Raw genomic sequence first — 17,935 nt, 5'->3', positions numbered from 1 at the left:
ATTTATAACGTCTCTTCGATATTTTATACAAAAATTGTATCATGGATGTATCCTTTTTTCAATTTTTTTACAAAAAAAGCAATTCATCTCCCACTTGTAGAAAGCCTACGACTTCTTGCTGTCTTTTTGTTAAATTAAGGACACAATCAAAAATATTGTTTGCTTCGGTTTCACCAATATTTAACTCTTTTACATAACGACTTACAACTTGATCTTTCCCTTTTTGCCCTATTTCTGAGCAACTTTCAAAAATATTTATAACCTTCTGAGAAAAATTTTCATCATATCCAAATTGTTGTTGCACTTCCTTAATCATTTCATTTTTATTCATTTTATTTATCTCTTTCTATTTTGTATAAATTATTTAAAATTCTTTAACATCAAATTATTTCACTTCATCCAATTCTCTTACATCCACAAATTTCCCATAAATTGCAGCAGCAGCAGCCATTGCAGGACTTACCAGATGAGTTCTTGCTCCTTTTCCTTGCCGTCCTTCAAAGTTTCTGTTGGAAGTTGAAGCACAATGCTCTCCAGCTGGTATCAAGTCAGGGTTCATTCCAAGACAAGTGGAACATCCAGCTTCTCTCCATTCAAATCCCGCATCTTTCAAGATTTGTGCAATTCCGTTTTCTTCAGCCGCTTTTTTTACAACTTGTGAGCCAGGAACTACAACTGCTGTAATATTTGGTGCAACTTTCTTTCCTTTTACAATTTTTGCGACAATTTCCAGATCGCTCAGCCTTCCATTTGTACAAGAACCGATAAATACGTGCTTTAAAGGTATGTCAAATGGAGTTTGTCCTGGTTTTAAGCCCATATATTCGTATGCTTTTTCATCATTATGATCTCTGATTTCTGGAAATTTTTCAGTAATATTAATTCCCATTTCAGGGTTTGTTCCCCAAGTAACTTGTGGCTCAAGGTTTGAAACATCAACTTTTATGTATTTGTCAAACGCATCTACAGAATCTGTGTACAATTCTTTCCATTCAGCCACTTTTTTATCAAATTCTTCGCCTTTTGGTGCAAATCTTCTTCCTTTTACATATTCAAAAGTAGTTTCATCAGGTGCGATAATTCCTGATTTTCCTCCTCCTTCAATTGCCATATTACAAATTGTCATTCTTTCTTCCATCGAAAGCCCTCTTATCGTATCTCCAAAAAACTCAAAGGCATATCCATTTCCAAGTCCAATTCCATAAGTCTTAATTATATGTAAAATAATATCTTTCGCATAAACACCTTTTTGCAATTTTCCAGTAATCTCAATTCCCATTGTTTTTGGTTTCTTTTGCCAAATTGTCTGTGTAGCCAAAACATGTTCCACTTCACTCGTACCAATTCCAAACGCCAAAGCTCCAAAAGCTCCGTGAGTCGCAGTGTGGCTATCTCCACAAACTACAGTTTTTCCAGGTTGCGTAAGTCCTTGTTCAGGCCCCACCATATGCACAATTCCGTTATTTTCATTAAACATATCCACAAGTTCAATCCCAAATTCTTTGCAATTAGCTGCCAACGCATCTAGCTGTGCCTTTGAAACTTTATCTTTAATATTCATTCTGTCAGCCATAATTGTCGGCGTATTATGGTCCATTGTCCCAAATGTCAAGTCAGGTCTTCTAACCTTTCTCCCTGCAATTCTCAATCCTGAAAACGCCTGTGGCGAAGTAACTTCATGAATCAAGTGCAAATCAATATACAAAAGTTGTGCTTCCCCAGGTTCTCCCGTAATCACATGTTTTTCCCAAACTTTATCAAACAAAGTTTTTGGTTTTTTCTCTTTATTTTTAATTTCTGACATTTTTTCTCCTCCGATTTTCTCTCCAAATTTCTTATTTATATTTTTTAATTTATTAACCTATTTAAAATTGTTCCATTCGTTTCTTTTCAAATTGTTGTAATTCCTTCACTTTATCAAAAATAATATTCACATTTTGTTCCCTCAAATAGTTCATATACAAAGCTCTGTCATTTTTCTCAATCACAAATGGACTTATATTTTCCTGAAAACACAAATACAGCATAATCAGCCTTCCTGTTCGCCCATTTCCATCGCTAAAAGGATGAATTCTTTCAAATTCTATATGTGAACTTAAAATTTCCAGCAACTTTTCATCATCAGTTTTACACAATTCCAACCGATAATTCAAGTTTTCAATCCAATTTTTTGTAAGAACTGGTGCTTGACTTGGTGTAGAAGTTTGAAAATCTGCACCAATTATTGCATTACTGCTATTTTTAAAATTTCCAGCATTATCATTCAACCTGTCTAAAATTTCCTTATTTATATTTTTAATCACATAAATATCCAATTTTTGGTCATTCGCAAGTTCAGTCAACATATAGTCAATTGCCTTTTTGTGATTCAAAACTTCAAAAACCTCACGAATACTCTTACCTCCAGATATCGTACTACCTAAAATAATCGTAGCAGTTTCATTTAGTGTCAATGTATTTCCTTCAATCGCATTTGAGTGATATGTTATTCTTACTGATAAATCTAAAAAATATTCATAATTTATATTTTTTATATTCATTTTCTCCAAGTTTCTCTACAAGTCTTTTTGCATCTTCCATATTATCATAATCTAGTGCAACAAATATTCTATCTTTTACTCTCTCATCAATTCTAGTCATTCTAATCTTCCTTTCTTTTAACTTCTTTTATTTCAAACATTCCCATAAAAATTAGAATCAAAATTTCTAAAATAAATATTGGAATTGCAATAAAAACGGCTGCTTGATGTATATTCATAATTAACACTGCCATTAGAATCTGAAAGATAAAAATAATTCCCCATGCTTTAAAATGAAGTGTTATTCTGTAGTTTTGATTATCTGATTCCACATTTATAACTTTTTTAGGAGTTTTTATTAAAAAATTATTGCATACTTGAAGCGTTTGTTCTCCATAGTCTACATCAATTTCTGTTTTTTCATTAAATTTTACTTCTACAATTTTTTCATCATTTATTTTTAATTTAAACTTATCTCCTCCACCATTAGAAGATATTTTTGATTCTATAATTATTTTAGGCATCGGCTTTTCCTTGTATAATATAGTTACATTATACAAGCTCCTTTCTTTAAATTTTTTATATTGAATTTTTATTTCATCTTCCAAGATTACCTTTTCACAATAAAAACATTTATATTTATATTTATATTTCGATTTTTTTTCAAATTGTTTTATTTTATTTTCTCTCTAATTTTGAGATTTATAACTTTTCTATTTATTTCTTAATCAACAACTGCACTTACTTCTATTTCTATCATCAATTCCTTATCAATTAATAAAGACACCTCTACCATTGTTGCAACTGGTTTAATGTCCCTAAAAAATTCTCCATATGCTCTTACATATTCTTCCCATTTTGAAATATCTGTAACAAACATTCTTGTTCTAATAACATTTTTTAACCCTAATTCTTCCTTTTCAAGAACTTTTTTTATATTTTCAAGAATATATTTTGTCTGTTCATAAGCATTTCCTGCCGCATAAGGCTTTCCATCCTTGACAGCTGTTGTTCCTGCTATTTCAAAAATATTTCCTATCCTTACTGCTCTCGAATATCCTACAATGTCCTACCAAGGAGAATTTCCACCTATATTTTTTCTCATTAATTTAATTCCTTTCAAATTCTCATACTTCTCTTATTTTTTCAATAATAACATTCATATTCTGGTTTGTCAAAAAGATTATAACAAAATTTTATTATTTTTTATCCTCTTTTAAGTTCAAAAATCACAATCTCAGGCTGTGCAAAAAATCGAATAAACATCTCAAGAAATGCTCCTCCTAGCCCTGAGGTAATATAAATTTTATGTCCTCCGTACTCTTTCATTCCATAGCCATATTTCTTTTTATCTTTTACTGCCGACATAATGATTTTTCCAAAAAAAGTAACTTGTCCAGCATGACTGTGTCCCGCTAAAATCACATCAGTTTTTTCCTTTTCATCTTCTGACATCTGTTCAAAATATTCAGGATTGTGAGTCAAAAACAATACAAAATCTTCTTTTTTTGTACCTTCAAGAGCCTTTTTCGCATCAGGCTTTCCATGCCACAAGTCTGTTACTCCTGCAATATATATATTTTCATTGTTAATTGTTATTTTCCTATTTTCATTTACGAGCAGATTAAATCCAAGTTTTTTCATATTTTCAGCAGTTTCCTTTTCACCTGGATATTCATGATTCCCATAAATCGCATACACTCCAAGTTCTGGAATCTTTATATCCTTCGCATCCTCATAAAACTTAGGAATATTTTTCTCCCAAGTCGTATAATCTCCCCCCAGCAGTATCATATCCTTTTTTTGTGCATTAATCAGCTCAATCGCCTTTTTCTGCTGTTTTCTATTATACCGTGTCATCGTATCATACTGAAAATCTGCTACAAACAGCACTCTCTTGCCATCAAACTCCTTTGGAATATCTTTCGATTTTATCTCAATCATTTTAATTTTTATTTGTTTATATTCATAATGTGAATCAATCAAAAACACAATCAAAAGCACAATAATTATTGTTAAAAAAACATACAAAACATTAAGAATCCAACTTTTTGTCTTCATTTTTTCTCCTCGCTACTGTTAAATAAAAAAATATTTTAAGAAACAGATTTATTTTTATCATTTTTGTTTTTACTTTTTTTTCGCTTAAATAGATTAAATAGCAGTCCCAGATAAAATATAAAATCCATCATTCCAGCATAACTTCCAAAGCCATATATTATAATAAATACAAAGACTCCTCCCTGTCCCATTTCATCCATTTCAGGACTTGACATAATAGAACTAGCCCATATTAAAAATATTGCTGCTTTTATTGTTACTATAATTAATGGTGGAATTAAAAGACTTTTTTTACTGACTTTTATTTTTGAAACTAAGTAAGCGAAAATCAAACTAATAATAATGAATAATAACTCCGGTAGCAGCAATAACTTTTCCAAAATCCACTCATTTTTTATATTAAAATTTGACAAAAAGTCATAAAATCTGCTATCAACCATTATCCAAGATGTCCTCGCAATCGTTAAACCAATATCAAAAAATGATAAAAACAATACATAGAATATCCAAAAAAATACTTTTTTCATTTTTATTCTCCACCTAATTTTTTATTTAACTATTTAAGAATTTCAAAAATCAAATTCTTTTTTTCAAAAATATTTTACTCATTAGGATTATCATCAAGAACTATCGCACAAATAATATAATCCAGCAAGACAATTCCTTTTTCATAATATAAAACTCCTTATTTTATGTAATTATTACCTTAAAAAAATATAAATCAATGTCATAAAAACTGAAACTATAAAAAAGCCAAATACTTTCCAATATCTATAATATAAAGCTTCACACAAAGCGTACAAATTAAAGAAAATTAATGATAAAAATAATAAATATTCTTTTTCTTTAAAGAAAGATGCTATTCCTGTTATAAAAAACAGAGAGCCGCTTAAAAACATCAATATTACTTTTACTTTAAGTTGAAAAACTGTGATTTCTTCAGGTAATTCTCTATGCTGCAATTTAGCCTTTATTATTTTATCTTTCCCAAAAAGGTAATAACCATTTGTCATAATTTCTATTAAACCGAAAATCACAATTATAATTTTAAATATAAACATTTCTCCCCCTTTTCTCATTCACTCATAAATTTCCCAACCTTCTCAAGAAATTTCTTTCTATCTTCGTCTTCTCCTTGCATTCTCAAACTATAATGAATCCATTTCGTTTTCTTAATCCCAACTCCACCAAGATTAGCCTTTTTCATCGTAATCCCAAAACCTGTTATATTTAACAAAAATTTTGGTGCTGTAGCAGTTGTTATCATTTTTGCTGTTTTTATATTAGTTAAAAAACCTTTTATTCCATTCTGTGTATTTTCGTATGCAAAGCCTTTAACCATAACTTTGTCAAAAAATCCTTTTAATATTGCAGGCATTGACATCCACCAAATTGGAAATACAAGTATCAATTCATCAGTATTTTTCAATATTTCCTGATATTTTTCCACTAAAGGATCAATACTTTTCCCTTGTGAATACAAAGACAATTCTTCTTCTGTCATCACAGGATTAAATCCATCTTTATTCAAATCTATAATTGTATATTTTTCTTTTGTTTCATCAAGTTTTTCCACTACTTTATCTAAAATTGCTTTATTGAAACTTCCATTCCATGGATGTGCAAAAACTATTGTTTTCATTTTAAAATTCCTTCTTTCTGTAAATAATCTCTATAAAATCTAAAAATATATTTATTTAGAGTCATCTGAAAATTACAATTTTTTTCTTTTAATCAAAATATTATTTAATTTCTATCTCAACTTCTTCTCAAAGTAAACACCGCAATTTCAGGCTTTGCAAAAAATCTGATAAACACTCCTTTCACAGCTCCTCCTACTCCAGAAATAAAACTCATAATGTGCATAAATTAATGCTAAAATAGGAATTAACAAAAAAAATTCCCATCATTAAAATCAATATCTTTATCTTTTTAATTTCTACAAATCCACTTCATTATTTATTTCAAACAATATTTTTTGCCTTTCAATTTCATTTATCAATTCTTCTTCACTAGGAAGATAATTTACATATTTACTTGCAAAAAGATTTTTATTATCATTCAAGACTGAATATTTTATAACGGTACTATCTGTATCTGTACAAAGAAGAAGCCCTATTGTCGAATTATCATTTTCCTGTTTTTTCAAATCATCGTACATTCTGACATACATATCAAGCTGTCCTATATCCTGATGTGTTAATTTTCCTGTTTTTAACTCTACTATAACAAAACATTTCAAAATATAGTTATAAAATACCAAATCTATATAAAAATCTGAATTTTCTGTACGAATATGCTGCTGCCTTTCCACAAATGCAAAACCTTTTCCAAGTTCCATCATAAACTTTTGAATATCATCTGTTAGTGCTTTTTCTAATTCATTTTCTGTATAAGACATATTTGTTGGTAAATCTAGAAACTCCAACACTACTGGATTTTTTATAAATTCTTTTGCTTGTAGTTTTTTTGTCTTCTCTTTCATTTCATTTTCAACCGTCTTTTTATCGATACTTGCAACAATACGATTATAATAAAGTGTAGATATATTTCGATCTAATGTTCTTACAGACCACATATTTTCGGCTGCTTCTGTCAGATAAAATATTCTGGCCTTCTCATTGGAAACTCTTAAAACTTTTTGAATGTGTGTCCAAGTTAATTTGGAAATCAGTGATTTCCATTTTTCATAATCTGAAAATAGCACATAAAACTGTCTAATATTCCGAATATTTCTTTCACCAAAACCTTTTCCAAATTCTTCTGTCAATTCTTTTGATAAATTTTTGATAATTTCTTTCCCGTATTCTGCTCTTTCTCTTCCACTCTGTTCTTCTTCTACAATTCGTCTACCGATTTTCCAATATGCTTCCACCATAGCCGAATTTACAGCGGTATATGCTTTTTGTCTAGCATTTTTAAGTATTGTCTTTATTTCATTAATGTAATTATTTGATATTTCCATCAAAATCCCCTCCCTTTTAAAATTACTTATTATAAAGTCTATTTATCCCATTAATATAAGCCTTAATACTAGCCTCAACTACATCCGTACTTTGTCCTCTACCAATAAATCTGTTTCCATTTTTCTCAATTATAACAACAACCTGTGCCTGTGCATCCGTATCTCCTGTAATTGCTTCCAATTTATATTCTTCCAAGACAAAAGTGTCGCTCACTGCTAAGTTTACTGCATTGTAAGCTGCATCAACTGGTCCATCTCCAAGAGCTTCTTTAACCAATTTTTCTCCATCCAAGTCGATTGTAACTGTAGCTTTTGGTTTTTTCCCTTCCTGTCTTGAAATTTCAAAGTGAGTAAGTTTTATTCTTCCTTCGATTTTTGCCGCATCTCCAGCAACTAATGCGATAATATCTTCATCTAAAACATATTTTTTCTTGTCTGCCAATTTTTTAAACTGTGCAAATAATTCTTCCACTCTGTCACTTCCGACATGATTAAATCCTAGCGATTCTAATTTTTGTACAAAAGCGTGTTTTCCTGAATGTTTTCCAAGTACTAAGCTGTCTGGATTTCTTCCAACAGATTCTGGACTCATAATTTCGTAAGTTTCAGGATTTGCTAAAACTCCGTGCTGATGAATTCCTGATTCGTGTGCAAAGGCATTCGCTCCAACGATTGCTTTATTTGGCTGTGTTGAAACTCCTGTCAAAAGGCTTACTAATTTACTTGTTGGATAAATTTGTTTTGAGTCAATGTTTGTGTAATATTCTTCAAATAAATCTTTTCTTGTTTTCAAAATCATCGCAATTTCTTCAAGTGAAGTATTTCCAGCTCTTTCCCCAAGTCCATTAATTGTACATTCAATCTGAGTTGCTCCAGCTTGAATCGCCGCAACCGAATTTGCAACCGAAAGTCCCAGATCATCATGGCAATGCACCGAAATATCCACATTTTCAATTCCTTTTACATTTTTTCTCAAATAAGTTATAAGTTCAAACATTTCATTCGGAGTTCTGTAACCCACAGTATCAGGCACATTAAGTGTAGTCGCTCCAGCTTTTATAGCTGTTTCATACACTTTCACTAAAAATTCCTTTTCAGTTCTAGTCGCATCTTCCGAAGAAAATTCAACATCATCAACAAATGATTTTGCAAGTTCCACCATTTCTTTTACTCTTTCAAGAATTTGCTCTTTTGTCATTTTCAACTTAAATTCCCTGTGAATAGGCGAAGTCGCAATAAATGTATGAATTCTAGGTTTTGCCGCACCTTCTAAAGCTTTTCCCGCTGCCTCAATATCCTTTCTCACAGCTCTTGATAAACTACAAACTGTCGAATTCTTTACATTTTCCGAAATCATCTTAACCGCTTCAAAATCCCCAGGCGATGCCACAGCAAACCCAGCTTCAATTATATCCACTCCAAGACTTTCAAGCTGTTTTGCAATTCTCAATTTCTCCTGTGCGTTAAGATTAACTCTTGGTGTCTGTTCTCCATCTCTTAGTGTTGTATCAAATATTTTAATATGTTTCATATTTATCTCCCTCTCTATAAACTTAATTTTTTAAAATAATTTATTTATATACAATCCATTTCTAATTTTAAAATCCAAAATTTCTTTTTCTGTGTAATTTAAAATCTCATAATTAAATTTTTTAAATTCTATTCTTGATAAAACCTTTTTTGTAAATGGTCTTTTTGCTGTCATATCTGATATGGATTTTAAAAATCTAATTATTTCCGTTGAATTTAACACATCACAAACAATCTCTGCATCTTTTTTATTTTCAAAAGCTAAAAAATAGCAAGTGTCATCAACCATGACAGGTTTTTCAGAAAAAATTACTTTAAATATTGGATCTTTATAAAATCCTGATATTGCAACCTTATATTTCATATAACTATAATCACCTATTCCAAACATACTGTACTGTGGCATTTTTTTATAAATTGAACTTTTTCGTTTCATAAAATTATCTTTATGTTTTTCAAGATAATTCCAAGTTTTAGGATATTTCTCCTTTATCCATAAAGTATCTTCTTTCATTTTTTTTTGAGTTACTAAAACATATTTTTTAAAAACATTTTCTTTAAAATTTTTAATATGACTACTTTTTATTAATGGATATACTAAATCTTCTTCTATTTCTACTTTTTCTTTTAATCCATTCATATAATTTTTTTTATTTAATTCTAATTCACAAATTTTAGAGCAGTCATGCTTTATTCCCTGCCTCCATTCAAATTCACACTTTCCATCTAAATCAGAACTGTAATTAGTATTTAGAAAAAATTTATTATCAGCATATCCTATTGTATCTACATAACTATTGTTAAAATTATAAATATTCACTTCATTTTGAACTTTGGTATCACTCGAACAATCAATAATCAAAAGGCAGGCAGGTACACTGATATTAAATATTTTTTTTGAATCAAAATTAATTATTTTTATATTTCCACTTTTATAGCTAGTTCTGTATAATTCCTTAAAGATATTAATCGCAACACTTTTTTTGCATAACATAGCTAATATGAATTTTCTTTTTGAGAATTTATTTAATAAATTTAAAATAATTGATTCTGAAATATCGAAATTAGACATTCCTGATAATGCTTCTAATCCTTTGTATTTTTTTAAATTTGTTTTTTGAGGTAAATTTTTAGAACCAAATTTTCCTAATTCTGTATTAGACACCCAAGGTGGATTTCCAAGTATTAATGTCTTGCCAAATTTTTCCATATCTTTGTCCCACTTGTAACTAAATATGGATTCATTATAAATTATTGCTTTTGGATTGTTCTTTTTTGCAGTATCTGAATAATTTTTATTTATTTCTATTCCAAACATTTCTGATTTATAATATTTTTTTGAAGCTTCAAAGAAATTTCCTATTCCACAACTAGGCTCTATTATAAAATCTGGTGTAAAATCATAATTATTTTTTATATATTTTACTACTGTAATTGCAAAATCTAAAGGAGTTTGATAATCACCGTATTCTTTTTTGTTATCTAACATAATTGTAAACACCTTCTATTTGATTATTTAACTCAATTACTCTTTTATACTGCAATCTCCACTGTAAAGCATTTGAAACAGTTAAATATCCTTGTTCAAATGGTTTTTTCAAAATCTCTTCAGCTATCATATTATGCTCTATCTCGTCTCCTGGAATTCTTCTATCGTTTAAATAAGACACTATATCCTCTTTATTAGCACCTGCATTTTTCATATTTATTAGCATTTGTGTAGTTGTGTAATCTGCCGTTCTATGTTTTTCTATAAAAGTGATATATTTAAAATTTATTTTACATAATCTTTGATCATTGTCAATGTAATCCTTTTTTTCATAAACAAATACAATTAAATTATACCCCAATCCAAATATCTTTTGTCTAGCATTTCTATAAGGACAAGATGATTGTGGCTGTACTATGGAAGTTGCTTTTATATCTGTATTTAACCCAGGCAAATCAATTCCTTTTGCAGAATTTCCTGTTCCTAAATCTCCGTATTTATCTTCTAAAAACTTTTGAAATAATTTTTCAATATAAGTTCCAACTTTTTTACCATCAGTAACTCCATATAAATTATTATGAGAAATTTTACTTTGCAATTCTGAAAATTCCACTGCTTCCTTCATTAAATTTATATTCATATCCCCTCCTTTTCTCTAATTAATTTTTTCAACTTAATTTAAAAGCTATTCTTACAATATAGAATAAACCGCCGCCTCTTCTGCATGAATAACCGCTGTATCAAACAATGGAACATCGGTATCCTCATTTTTTATAAGAAGCCCTATTTCAGTACATCCTAGTATTATACCCTCTGCCCCTTTACTTCTAAGTTTATCAACAATTTCTAAAAATTTCTTTTTTGAATTAGAATTGATAGTTCCAAGACAAAGTTCATCATATATTACTTTATTTATAATTTCTACATCATTTTTATCAGGAATTATAACATTTATCCCTTTTTCAATAAGTTTCGATTTATAAAAATCCTGTTCCATCGTATATTTTGTTCCAAGCAATGCTATATTTTTTAATCCTTTTTCTAATATCTTTTTCTGCTGTCATTTCGGCGATATGCAATATTGGAATGGAGATTTTTTCTTTAATCTGGTTAATAACCTTGTGCATTGTATTTGTGCAAATAACTATAAAGTCTGCTCCCGCTTTTTCAAGATTATTAGCAGCCTCTCCTAAAATTTCTCCACTTTTTTCCCAGTTGCCGTTTGCCTGACATTCTTCTATTTCCTGAAAATCCACACTGTATAATATACATTTAGCCGAATGAAGTCCACCTAATTTTTCTTTCACAGTTTCATTTATTATTTTATAATAAGTTACTGTACTTTCCCAGCTCATTCCTCCTATTAGTCCTATTGTTTTCAATTTTATCATCCTCTCAAAATAAAAATAACTATTCCTTCACAGCCTCAAATCTCAATCTCACATAATCAGCTATAATTTGTCCATTTTCATTTCTTTCAAGTTCCTTTTCAACTTTTTCTGTTATTTCATCAATTTATTTAACTGATTCAAAATCACTTTTTTTACAACTCGTTTGTGAAAATCTTTTTGGACTTGTTTTTCTGATTTTATCCGCAATATTTTCTCCTAATTCATAAACCTTTTTTATAGTTTCATCATCTACTCCGTTTTCTGAAAGTTCATTTTTATCAAGAACCTCTACACTAAACATAGTTGTATTCCCATATTCATCTGTACATCTAAAATTCGTTATAACAGGAATTCCATAACCTGTTTTCAAATCTTTTATATACCAGTATTGTTTGTTCGGCACATCATTAAACATTAGTTCAGTATTCTCAGGAAAAACATCCCGAGCGCCTTGATCCACTATTTTTCTATTTTTTATATCATCCATTGCTAACAAAACACCTCTTTTATACTCTTCTTTAGTAATAGCATAAATTCCACTTTTTTTATACATTTTTTTTCTTTCTATCCCATTTATTATTTTTTCACCAAAAACAGGGTACGTTGTTTTCCAAGCAAGAAATCCTCCAACAAGTGGAACGCATGAATTAATCAATAGTGACAACAAAGAAATCAAGATTAATTTTTTCATAATATTACATTCCTTTCAATATTCTGTTTATTTCATCTTTCCTTAAAAAATAAAATTTATACTATTCCTTCACAGCCTCAAATCTCAATCTCACATAATCAGCTATAATTTGTCCATTTTCATTTTTTTCAAGTTCTTTTTCTACTTTTTCAGCTATTTCATCAATCAATTTTTCGTGCATCTCTTTTGGAATATTCACAAAAGCAGGTGCAGAAAAGGTTTGTAGCCATCCTTTTATTCCAGTAGGAAGTAAAGTTGGACGAGAAAAACTTATCATTCTTTTCACTTTCAAGCCATATTTATTAAGTAATTCTGTTTTTTCTTTTTCTGTCGGAAAAAACCAGCATTTTACAGTTTTAAAATTATGTTTTTCTGCAACTTCAAACATTGCATTTTCTATTTTTCCCACATTTCCTTTACAGCCCGTTTCGGCTACAAAACGTCCGCCTTTTTTTCAAGGCTCGAGATACTCCTTCCATTACTTTCTCTGGATTAGTCATCCAATGTAGCGCCGCATTGGAAAAAATCGCATCAAACTCATTTTCAAATTTCATATTCTGTGCATCGCCTTGTATTGCATGAACTCCTAATTTTCTAGTTGCTTCAACAAATTTCTGGCTTCCATCCAGTCCCAAAACTTTGCACCCATATTCTGAAATTTTTTTGGTCAATACCCCGTCTCCACAGCCCAAATCCAAAATATATTCATCTTTTTGGGGACTCAGCCATTCTATCAGTTCTTCTCCGTAATCAGAAACAAATCGTGCATTCTTCTCATACTTTTCCTTTTCCCAATGCTGACTCACACTCATTTTTTGTACCTTCTTTCTGTACTATTCCTATTTTATTTTCAACAAGAATTTTTACTTTAGCAAAAAATCTCTATTTTCCTAATATTTAAGCTCAAAACTTATTTCAAAATTTCTAAAATTTTATAATTTTTCTCCACGGCTCATTGCTACAACTCCAGTTTTTGCGATTTCCAAAATTCCGTAATTGTGCATTATTTCCACAAATCCACGCAATTTTTTCACATCCCCTGTAAGTTCGATAACTAACGAAGTTGGCGACACATCTAGCACTTTTCCTCTGTAAATATCAGCAACTTGAACAATTTGTGCCCTAGTTTCTGGAGCAGATTTCACTTTTATCAACATCAATTCTCTTCTTATGACATTTTCAACCGGGAATACTTTTACTTTTACAACATCCACAATTTTATAAACTTGCTTTTGAATCTGATTTAATGTCTTGTCATCTCCGTCAACTGTCAAAGTCAATCTGGCATAACCAGGCTTATTTGTAACTCCTGCTGTCATTTTTAAAACCGAATATCCCCTTCTGTTGAATAAAGACATTATTCTTGACACAATTCCATCGGTATTTTTCGCAATTATTAAAATTTCATGCTCTCTATTCATTTTCTAACTCACCTTTCTTTCCGATCATTTGACTTACAGTTTTTCCAGCTGGAATCATTGGAAATACGTTTTCTTCTTTTTCAACAACACATTCGATTAACACACCTTCATCAGATAATATCAAATCTTTTAATTTTGTTCTCAAATCTTCTTTATTTGTCAATTTCGCATTTTTAATTCCATAAGCATCCGCAATTTTTATAAAATCTGGATTTACTTCTAAATTAACAAACGAGTATCTTCTATCCTTAAATAATTCTTGCCATTGTCTAACCATTCCCAAATAAGAATTGTTTAAAATAACAACTTTTACTGGCAAGTTGTACTGTTTAATCATCATTAATTCCTGCACTGTCATCTGAAAACCACCATCGCCAACGATTAACACAACTTTTTTATCAGGTGCTCCAATTTGTGCTCCAATTGCTGCAGGAAGTCCGAATCCCATTGTACCAGCTCCTCCTGAAGTTACGATTGAATCAGGATTTTGATAGGTAAAATATTGAGCAGCCCACATTTGATGCTGACCAACATCGGTTACTATAATTGCGTCCCCTTTTAAAATATCGTTAATCGCTTGTAAAACTTCTTGTGGAAGCAATTTATCCTCTCCAACTTTTCTGTGCCCTAATGGATATTCTTTTTTCCACTCAATAACTTTTTCAACCCATTCTCTATGAGTTTGTGGCTCAACTGCCTGATTAATTTCAGACAACACGTGTTTTAAGTCCCCAACGATTGGCACATCAGCTCTTTTATTTTTATCAATTTCCGCTGGATCAATATCAATGTGAATTACTTTCGCATTTTCAATAAATTTACTAGGATTTCCAGCAATTCTGTCGTCAAATCTAACTCCGGCAGCAATTACTAAATCCGCTTCATCAGTCGCATAATTTGCAGGCACAGTTCCATGCATTCCAAGCATTCCAAGCGACAACTCATGTGAACCAGGAAACGCTCCCAATCCGAGCAATGTCATAGCCACAGGTGTCTGTGTCTTTTCGGCATATTCAAACAGTTCTTTCGACGCTTTCGATTTTAAAACTCCTGCTCCTGCAATTATTAATGGTTTTTTTGCTTCTTTTATCAATTTTATAGCCCTTTTTATTTGAACTGGATGTCCCTCATAAGTTGGTGAATATCCTTCCAGCTCAATTTTTTCCTCAAATAATCTTTCAAATTCAGCATATGGAATTTTGTGAACTTGAATGTCATTTGGAATATCAATAAGAACTGGTCCCGGTCTTCCTGTTGTTGCGATATAATAAGCTTCTTTTACAATTCTTGGTATTTCTTTTACATTCTGAATAAGATAATTACTCTTCGTAATCGGCATTGTAATCCCTACGGTATCAGTTTCCTGAAAAGCATCTCTTCCCAATAAATTTGATCTAACTTGTCCGGTTATCGCTATCATTGGCACAGAATCCATATGTGCTGTCATTATCCCAGTTACTAAGTTCGTTGCACCAGGCCCTGAAGTTGCAAGGCAAACTCCCACTTTTCCAGAAACTCTCGCATAACCATCTGCCGCATGAGATAACCCTTGTTCATGTCTAGCAAAATAGTAATTTATTTTATCATAACTATATATTTCATCAAATATAGGAATTATCGCTCCTCCAGGATACCCGAAAATATCCGTTATTCCTAATCTGTGTAACGATTCCAATAACATTCTTCCACCGTTAATCATTTTAGTTTCACTCATTTTTTAAACCACCTTTTCTTAATTTTTTTCTTTTAATCATCTATTATCGCTTGAGAATTCAATCTTTTTATTCTATATCCTCTTTTCTTAAACTCTTCTGTTATTTTATTTATATGTTCTTCTCCATTAGTTTCAACTGTAACTTGTAATTCAACCTCGTGAAATCTGTCCAGATTTTTGAACTGATTATGTTCCAGTCTTATTACATTTGCATTTTGCTTTGACAGAATTTGCGACACAGCCACCAATTGCCCTGGTTTATCAGGCAAATCTACCGCAAATGTAAAAATTCTTCCTCTGGCTATCAGTCCTTTATTAATCATAGATGAAATAGTTAATACATCTATATTACCACCACTTATTATTGAAATTATTTTTTTGCCTTTGACATTTAATTTTTTTAATCCTGCCACCGACAAAATTCCTGAATTTTCTGCAACAATTTTATGTTTTTCAACCAAAATTAAAAACGCCGCCATCAACTCATAATCAGATACAGTAACTATATCGTCTACATATTTTTCGATGTAATCAAATGTAATTTCACCAATTTTTTTCACAGCTGTTCCATCTGCAATTGTATTCGCTTCAGCTAATTCAACTACATGTTTATTTTTCCTAGCTTCTAGTGCACTTGCCGCACCTTCTGGCTCAACACCAATTATTTTTATTAGTGGATTTTTCAACTTTGCAGCCGAAGCAATCCCTGAAATCAGTCCTCCACCACCAATTGGCACCAAAATTATATCCGCATCAGGCAACTCATCCAAAACTTCCAGAGCAATTGTCCCTTGCCCTTCAATAACATCTTCGTCATCAAATGGATGTACAAAAGTATATCCTTCTTTTTCCTGCAATTTTTTAGCATACTCGTAAGCCTCGTCATAAACTTCCCCAGTCAAAATCACATCCGCACCGTATCTTTTAGTCGCTTCAACCTTAATAAGTGGCGTATGCTTAGGCATAACAATTACAGCCTTTATTCCCAATTTTTGAGCAGCTAATGCCACTCCTTGCGCATGATTTCCCGCCGATGCTGCAATTACTCCTCTTTTTTTCTCCTCTTCCGTCAATTTTGCAATTTTATTATAAGCACCTCTTATTTTGAATGCTCCTGTTCTTTGCAAGTTTTCTGGTTTGATATAAACTTCATTTCCAGTTTCATTGGAAAAAATATTGCTGTGAATCAATTTAGTTTTAGTAATCACAGTATTTAACCTTTCCCTTGCTTCCATAAAATCATATAGTTTATGCAATTTTTTCACCTTCTTAAAAATTTTTATTTTTTAATTTTTTATCTAAAAATTCTATTATTATCTTTATAATTTCAGGCTGAAACCAATATTCATCGGAATGACCTGCGCCCTTTATCACGTATCTCGTTGACTCTATCCCTCTTTCAATCAATGCCTTATGAAGTTTTTCTGTTTGAACTGGAGGAACTAACGTGTCTTTGTCTCCATGCATTAATAGAAATGGTGGAGTTTTTGGATGAAATATGTGGTATAGGATTTGTTACTTCTATATTGTTTCTTACGTCATCTAACCAAAATTTTACTGATAAAAATGTTGCTCTATAACCTTCCTCAACATCATCAGGAATTTCAAAATCCGCTTCTTCTCCAAATTCTGTTACGCCATAAATATCAATAACCGCCTTTATATCGCTATTTTCAGATAAATTTTCCCCTTTGTCAAAATCTCTAGTTCCATTTGTCGCTCCAGCCATTGCCACTAGATAACCTCCAGCCGATTCGCCCATTATAGCTATTCTTTCCTTATCTATGCCATACTCATCAGCATTTGCCTTCAAAAATCTGATTGCTGCTTTTACATCTTCCACGCTTTGTGGAAACACTCCATCAGGAATAGTTCTATATTCCATGCTTGCAACCACATAACCAGCCTTTGCAATTTCCAATCTTTGCTGCAAATAGTTTTCCTTGTGGCTATGTGCAAATGAACCACCTGGAACAAATAACACTGCTGGATATTTCTCAGCCTTATATGGTTTCAAAATATCCATTTCCAATTTAATTTTTTTTCTAAAATAGCTGACTGGCTGTGAATAAGTAATATTCACTATCGACTTTATTTTTTCCTGTGTCAGCTCAATATTTAAAACTTTACTTTCACAATCATTTTCCATTTTAA

General features: G+C 30.9%; 24 protein-coding genes. All 24 read right to left on the bottom strand.

The window, feature by feature from the left end; all coding sequences use genetic code 11:
- Positions 1-67 precede the first annotated feature (67 nt).
- The gene (locus BCB68_RS06755; protein WP_094080078.1) at positions 68-331 is read right to left on the bottom strand and encodes a hypothetical protein; all 264 of its coding nucleotides are present in this window, start codon (positions 329-331) and stop codon (positions 68-70) included.
- 54 nt (positions 332-385) lie between these two features.
- Complete coding sequence (gene leuC, locus BCB68_RS06750) at positions 386-1,804, bottom strand: 3-isopropylmalate dehydratase large subunit (RefSeq protein WP_094080077.1); 1,419 nt, start codon at positions 1,802-1,804, stop codon at positions 386-388.
- Positions 1,805-1,865: 61 nt separating this feature from the next.
- Positions 1,866-2,540 (bottom strand): Fic family protein, encoded by a 675-nt coding sequence (locus BCB68_RS06745; protein ID WP_094080076.1) that lies wholly within the window; start codon positions 2,538-2,540, stop codon positions 1,866-1,868.
- Entirely contained in the window at positions 2,515-2,640 is a 126-nt protein-coding gene (locus BCB68_RS10975; protein WP_257789797.1) for a hypothetical protein, read from the bottom strand. The genes BCB68_RS06745 and BCB68_RS10975 overlap by 26 nt, the downstream gene beginning before the upstream one ends.
- Before the next feature lies 1 nt (position 2,641).
- On the bottom strand, positions 2,642-3,043 hold the full coding sequence (locus BCB68_RS06740) for a hypothetical protein (protein WP_006803822.1): 402 nt from the start codon (positions 3,041-3,043) through the stop codon (positions 2,642-2,644).
- A 200-nt stretch (positions 3,044-3,243) separates the two neighbouring features.
- Positions 3,244-3,540 carry a Rid family hydrolase gene (locus BCB68_RS06735; protein WP_237048727.1) on the bottom strand — a complete coding sequence of 99 codons (297 nt, stop codon included), beginning with the start codon at positions 3,538-3,540 and terminating at the stop codon, positions 3,244-3,246.
- A gap of 185 nt (positions 3,541-3,725) precedes the next feature.
- Entirely contained in the window at positions 3,726-4,580 is an 855-nt protein-coding gene (locus BCB68_RS06730; protein ID WP_094080075.1) for a metallophosphoesterase, read from the bottom strand.
- 35 nt (positions 4,581-4,615) lie between these two features.
- A complete protein-coding gene (locus BCB68_RS06725) occupies positions 4,616-5,107 on the bottom strand; it encodes a hypothetical protein (RefSeq protein WP_094080074.1) in 492 nt (163 codons plus the stop codon).
- A 174-nt stretch (positions 5,108-5,281) separates the two neighbouring features.
- The gene (locus tag BCB68_RS06720) at positions 5,282-5,641 is read right to left on the bottom strand and encodes a hypothetical protein (RefSeq protein ID WP_157697364.1); all 360 of its coding nucleotides are present in this window, start codon (positions 5,639-5,641) and stop codon (positions 5,282-5,284) included.
- 14 nt (positions 5,642-5,655) lie between these two features.
- A complete protein-coding gene (locus tag BCB68_RS06715) occupies positions 5,656-6,222 on the bottom strand; it encodes an NAD(P)H-dependent oxidoreductase (RefSeq protein ID WP_094080072.1) in 567 nt (188 codons plus the stop codon).
- A gap of 297 nt (positions 6,223-6,519) precedes the next feature.
- The gene (locus BCB68_RS06710) at positions 6,520-7,545 is read right to left on the bottom strand and encodes a PDDEXK nuclease domain-containing protein (protein ID WP_094080071.1); all 1,026 of its coding nucleotides are present in this window, start codon (positions 7,543-7,545) and stop codon (positions 6,520-6,522) included.
- Positions 7,546-7,567: 22 nt separating this feature from the next.
- Positions 7,568-9,076, bottom strand: coding sequence for a 2-isopropylmalate synthase (locus tag BCB68_RS06705; protein WP_094080070.1), 1,509 nt, complete (start codon positions 9,074-9,076; stop codon positions 7,568-7,570).
- Between the two features lie 30 nt (positions 9,077-9,106).
- Positions 9,107-10,564, bottom strand: a complete 1,458-nt coding sequence (locus BCB68_RS06700) for a hypothetical protein (RefSeq protein WP_094080069.1) — start codon at positions 10,562-10,564, stop codon at positions 9,107-9,109.
- On the bottom strand, positions 10,554-11,204 hold the full coding sequence (locus BCB68_RS06695) for a restriction endonuclease (protein WP_094080068.1): 651 nt from the start codon (positions 11,202-11,204) through the stop codon (positions 10,554-10,556). Before BCB68_RS06695 ends, BCB68_RS06700 begins: the two co-directional genes overlap by 11 nt.
- A gap of 51 nt (positions 11,205-11,255) precedes the next feature.
- Positions 11,256-11,561 (bottom strand): aspartate/glutamate racemase family protein, encoded by a 306-nt coding sequence (locus BCB68_RS10990; protein ID WP_269466918.1) that lies wholly within the window; start codon positions 11,559-11,561, stop codon positions 11,256-11,258.
- On the bottom strand, positions 11,542-11,946 hold the full coding sequence (locus BCB68_RS10985; protein ID WP_269466917.1) for an aspartate/glutamate racemase family protein: 405 nt from the start codon (positions 11,944-11,946) through the stop codon (positions 11,542-11,544). Before BCB68_RS10985 ends, BCB68_RS10990 begins: the two co-directional genes overlap by 20 nt.
- A 133-nt stretch (positions 11,947-12,079) precedes the next feature.
- On the bottom strand, positions 12,080-12,646 hold the full coding sequence (locus BCB68_RS10715) for a hypothetical protein (protein WP_094080067.1): 567 nt from the start codon (positions 12,644-12,646) through the stop codon (positions 12,080-12,082).
- Positions 12,647-12,707: 61 nt separating this feature from the next.
- Positions 12,708-13,055 carry a hypothetical protein gene (locus BCB68_RS10915; protein ID WP_237048587.1) on the bottom strand — a complete coding sequence of 116 codons (348 nt, stop codon included), beginning with the start codon at positions 13,053-13,055 and terminating at the stop codon, positions 12,708-12,710.
- Between the two features lie 7 nt (positions 13,056-13,062).
- On the bottom strand, positions 13,063-13,458 hold the full coding sequence (locus tag BCB68_RS10910) for a class I SAM-dependent methyltransferase (RefSeq protein ID WP_237048586.1): 396 nt from the start codon (positions 13,456-13,458) through the stop codon (positions 13,063-13,065).
- 120 nt (positions 13,459-13,578) lie between these two features.
- On the bottom strand, positions 13,579-14,067 hold the full coding sequence (gene ilvN / locus BCB68_RS06675; protein WP_018498824.1) for an acetolactate synthase small subunit: 489 nt from the start codon (positions 14,065-14,067) through the stop codon (positions 13,579-13,581).
- Positions 14,060-15,781 carry a biosynthetic-type acetolactate synthase large subunit gene (gene ilvB / locus BCB68_RS06670; RefSeq protein WP_094080066.1) on the bottom strand — a complete coding sequence of 574 codons (1,722 nt, stop codon included), beginning with the start codon at positions 15,779-15,781 and terminating at the stop codon, positions 14,060-14,062. The genes ilvN and ilvB overlap by 8 nt, the downstream gene beginning before the upstream one ends.
- Before the next feature lie 32 nt (positions 15,782-15,813).
- On the bottom strand, positions 15,814-17,037 hold the full coding sequence (ilvA, locus tag BCB68_RS06665) for a threonine ammonia-lyase (RefSeq protein ID WP_094080065.1): 1,224 nt from the start codon (positions 17,035-17,037) through the stop codon (positions 15,814-15,816).
- Positions 17,038-17,050: 13 nt separating this feature from the next.
- The gene (locus BCB68_RS10905; protein ID WP_237048585.1) at positions 17,051-17,248 is read right to left on the bottom strand and encodes an alpha/beta hydrolase family protein; all 198 of its coding nucleotides are present in this window, start codon (positions 17,246-17,248) and stop codon (positions 17,051-17,053) included.
- The gene (locus tag BCB68_RS06660) at positions 17,193-17,930 is read right to left on the bottom strand and encodes an alpha/beta hydrolase (protein WP_237048584.1); all 738 of its coding nucleotides are present in this window, start codon (positions 17,928-17,930) and stop codon (positions 17,193-17,195) included. Before BCB68_RS06660 ends, BCB68_RS10905 begins: the two co-directional genes overlap by 56 nt.
- Between the last annotated feature and the right edge of the window lie 5 nt (positions 17,931-17,935).

The organism is Leptotrichia sp. oral taxon 498 (genome assembly GCF_002240055.1).
Classification (GTDB): domain Bacteria; phylum Fusobacteriota; class Fusobacteriia; order Fusobacteriales; family Leptotrichiaceae; genus Leptotrichia; species Leptotrichia rugosa.
Note: the sequence above shows the minus strand (reverse complement) of the source record. Positions and strands in the feature narration are given on the sequence as shown.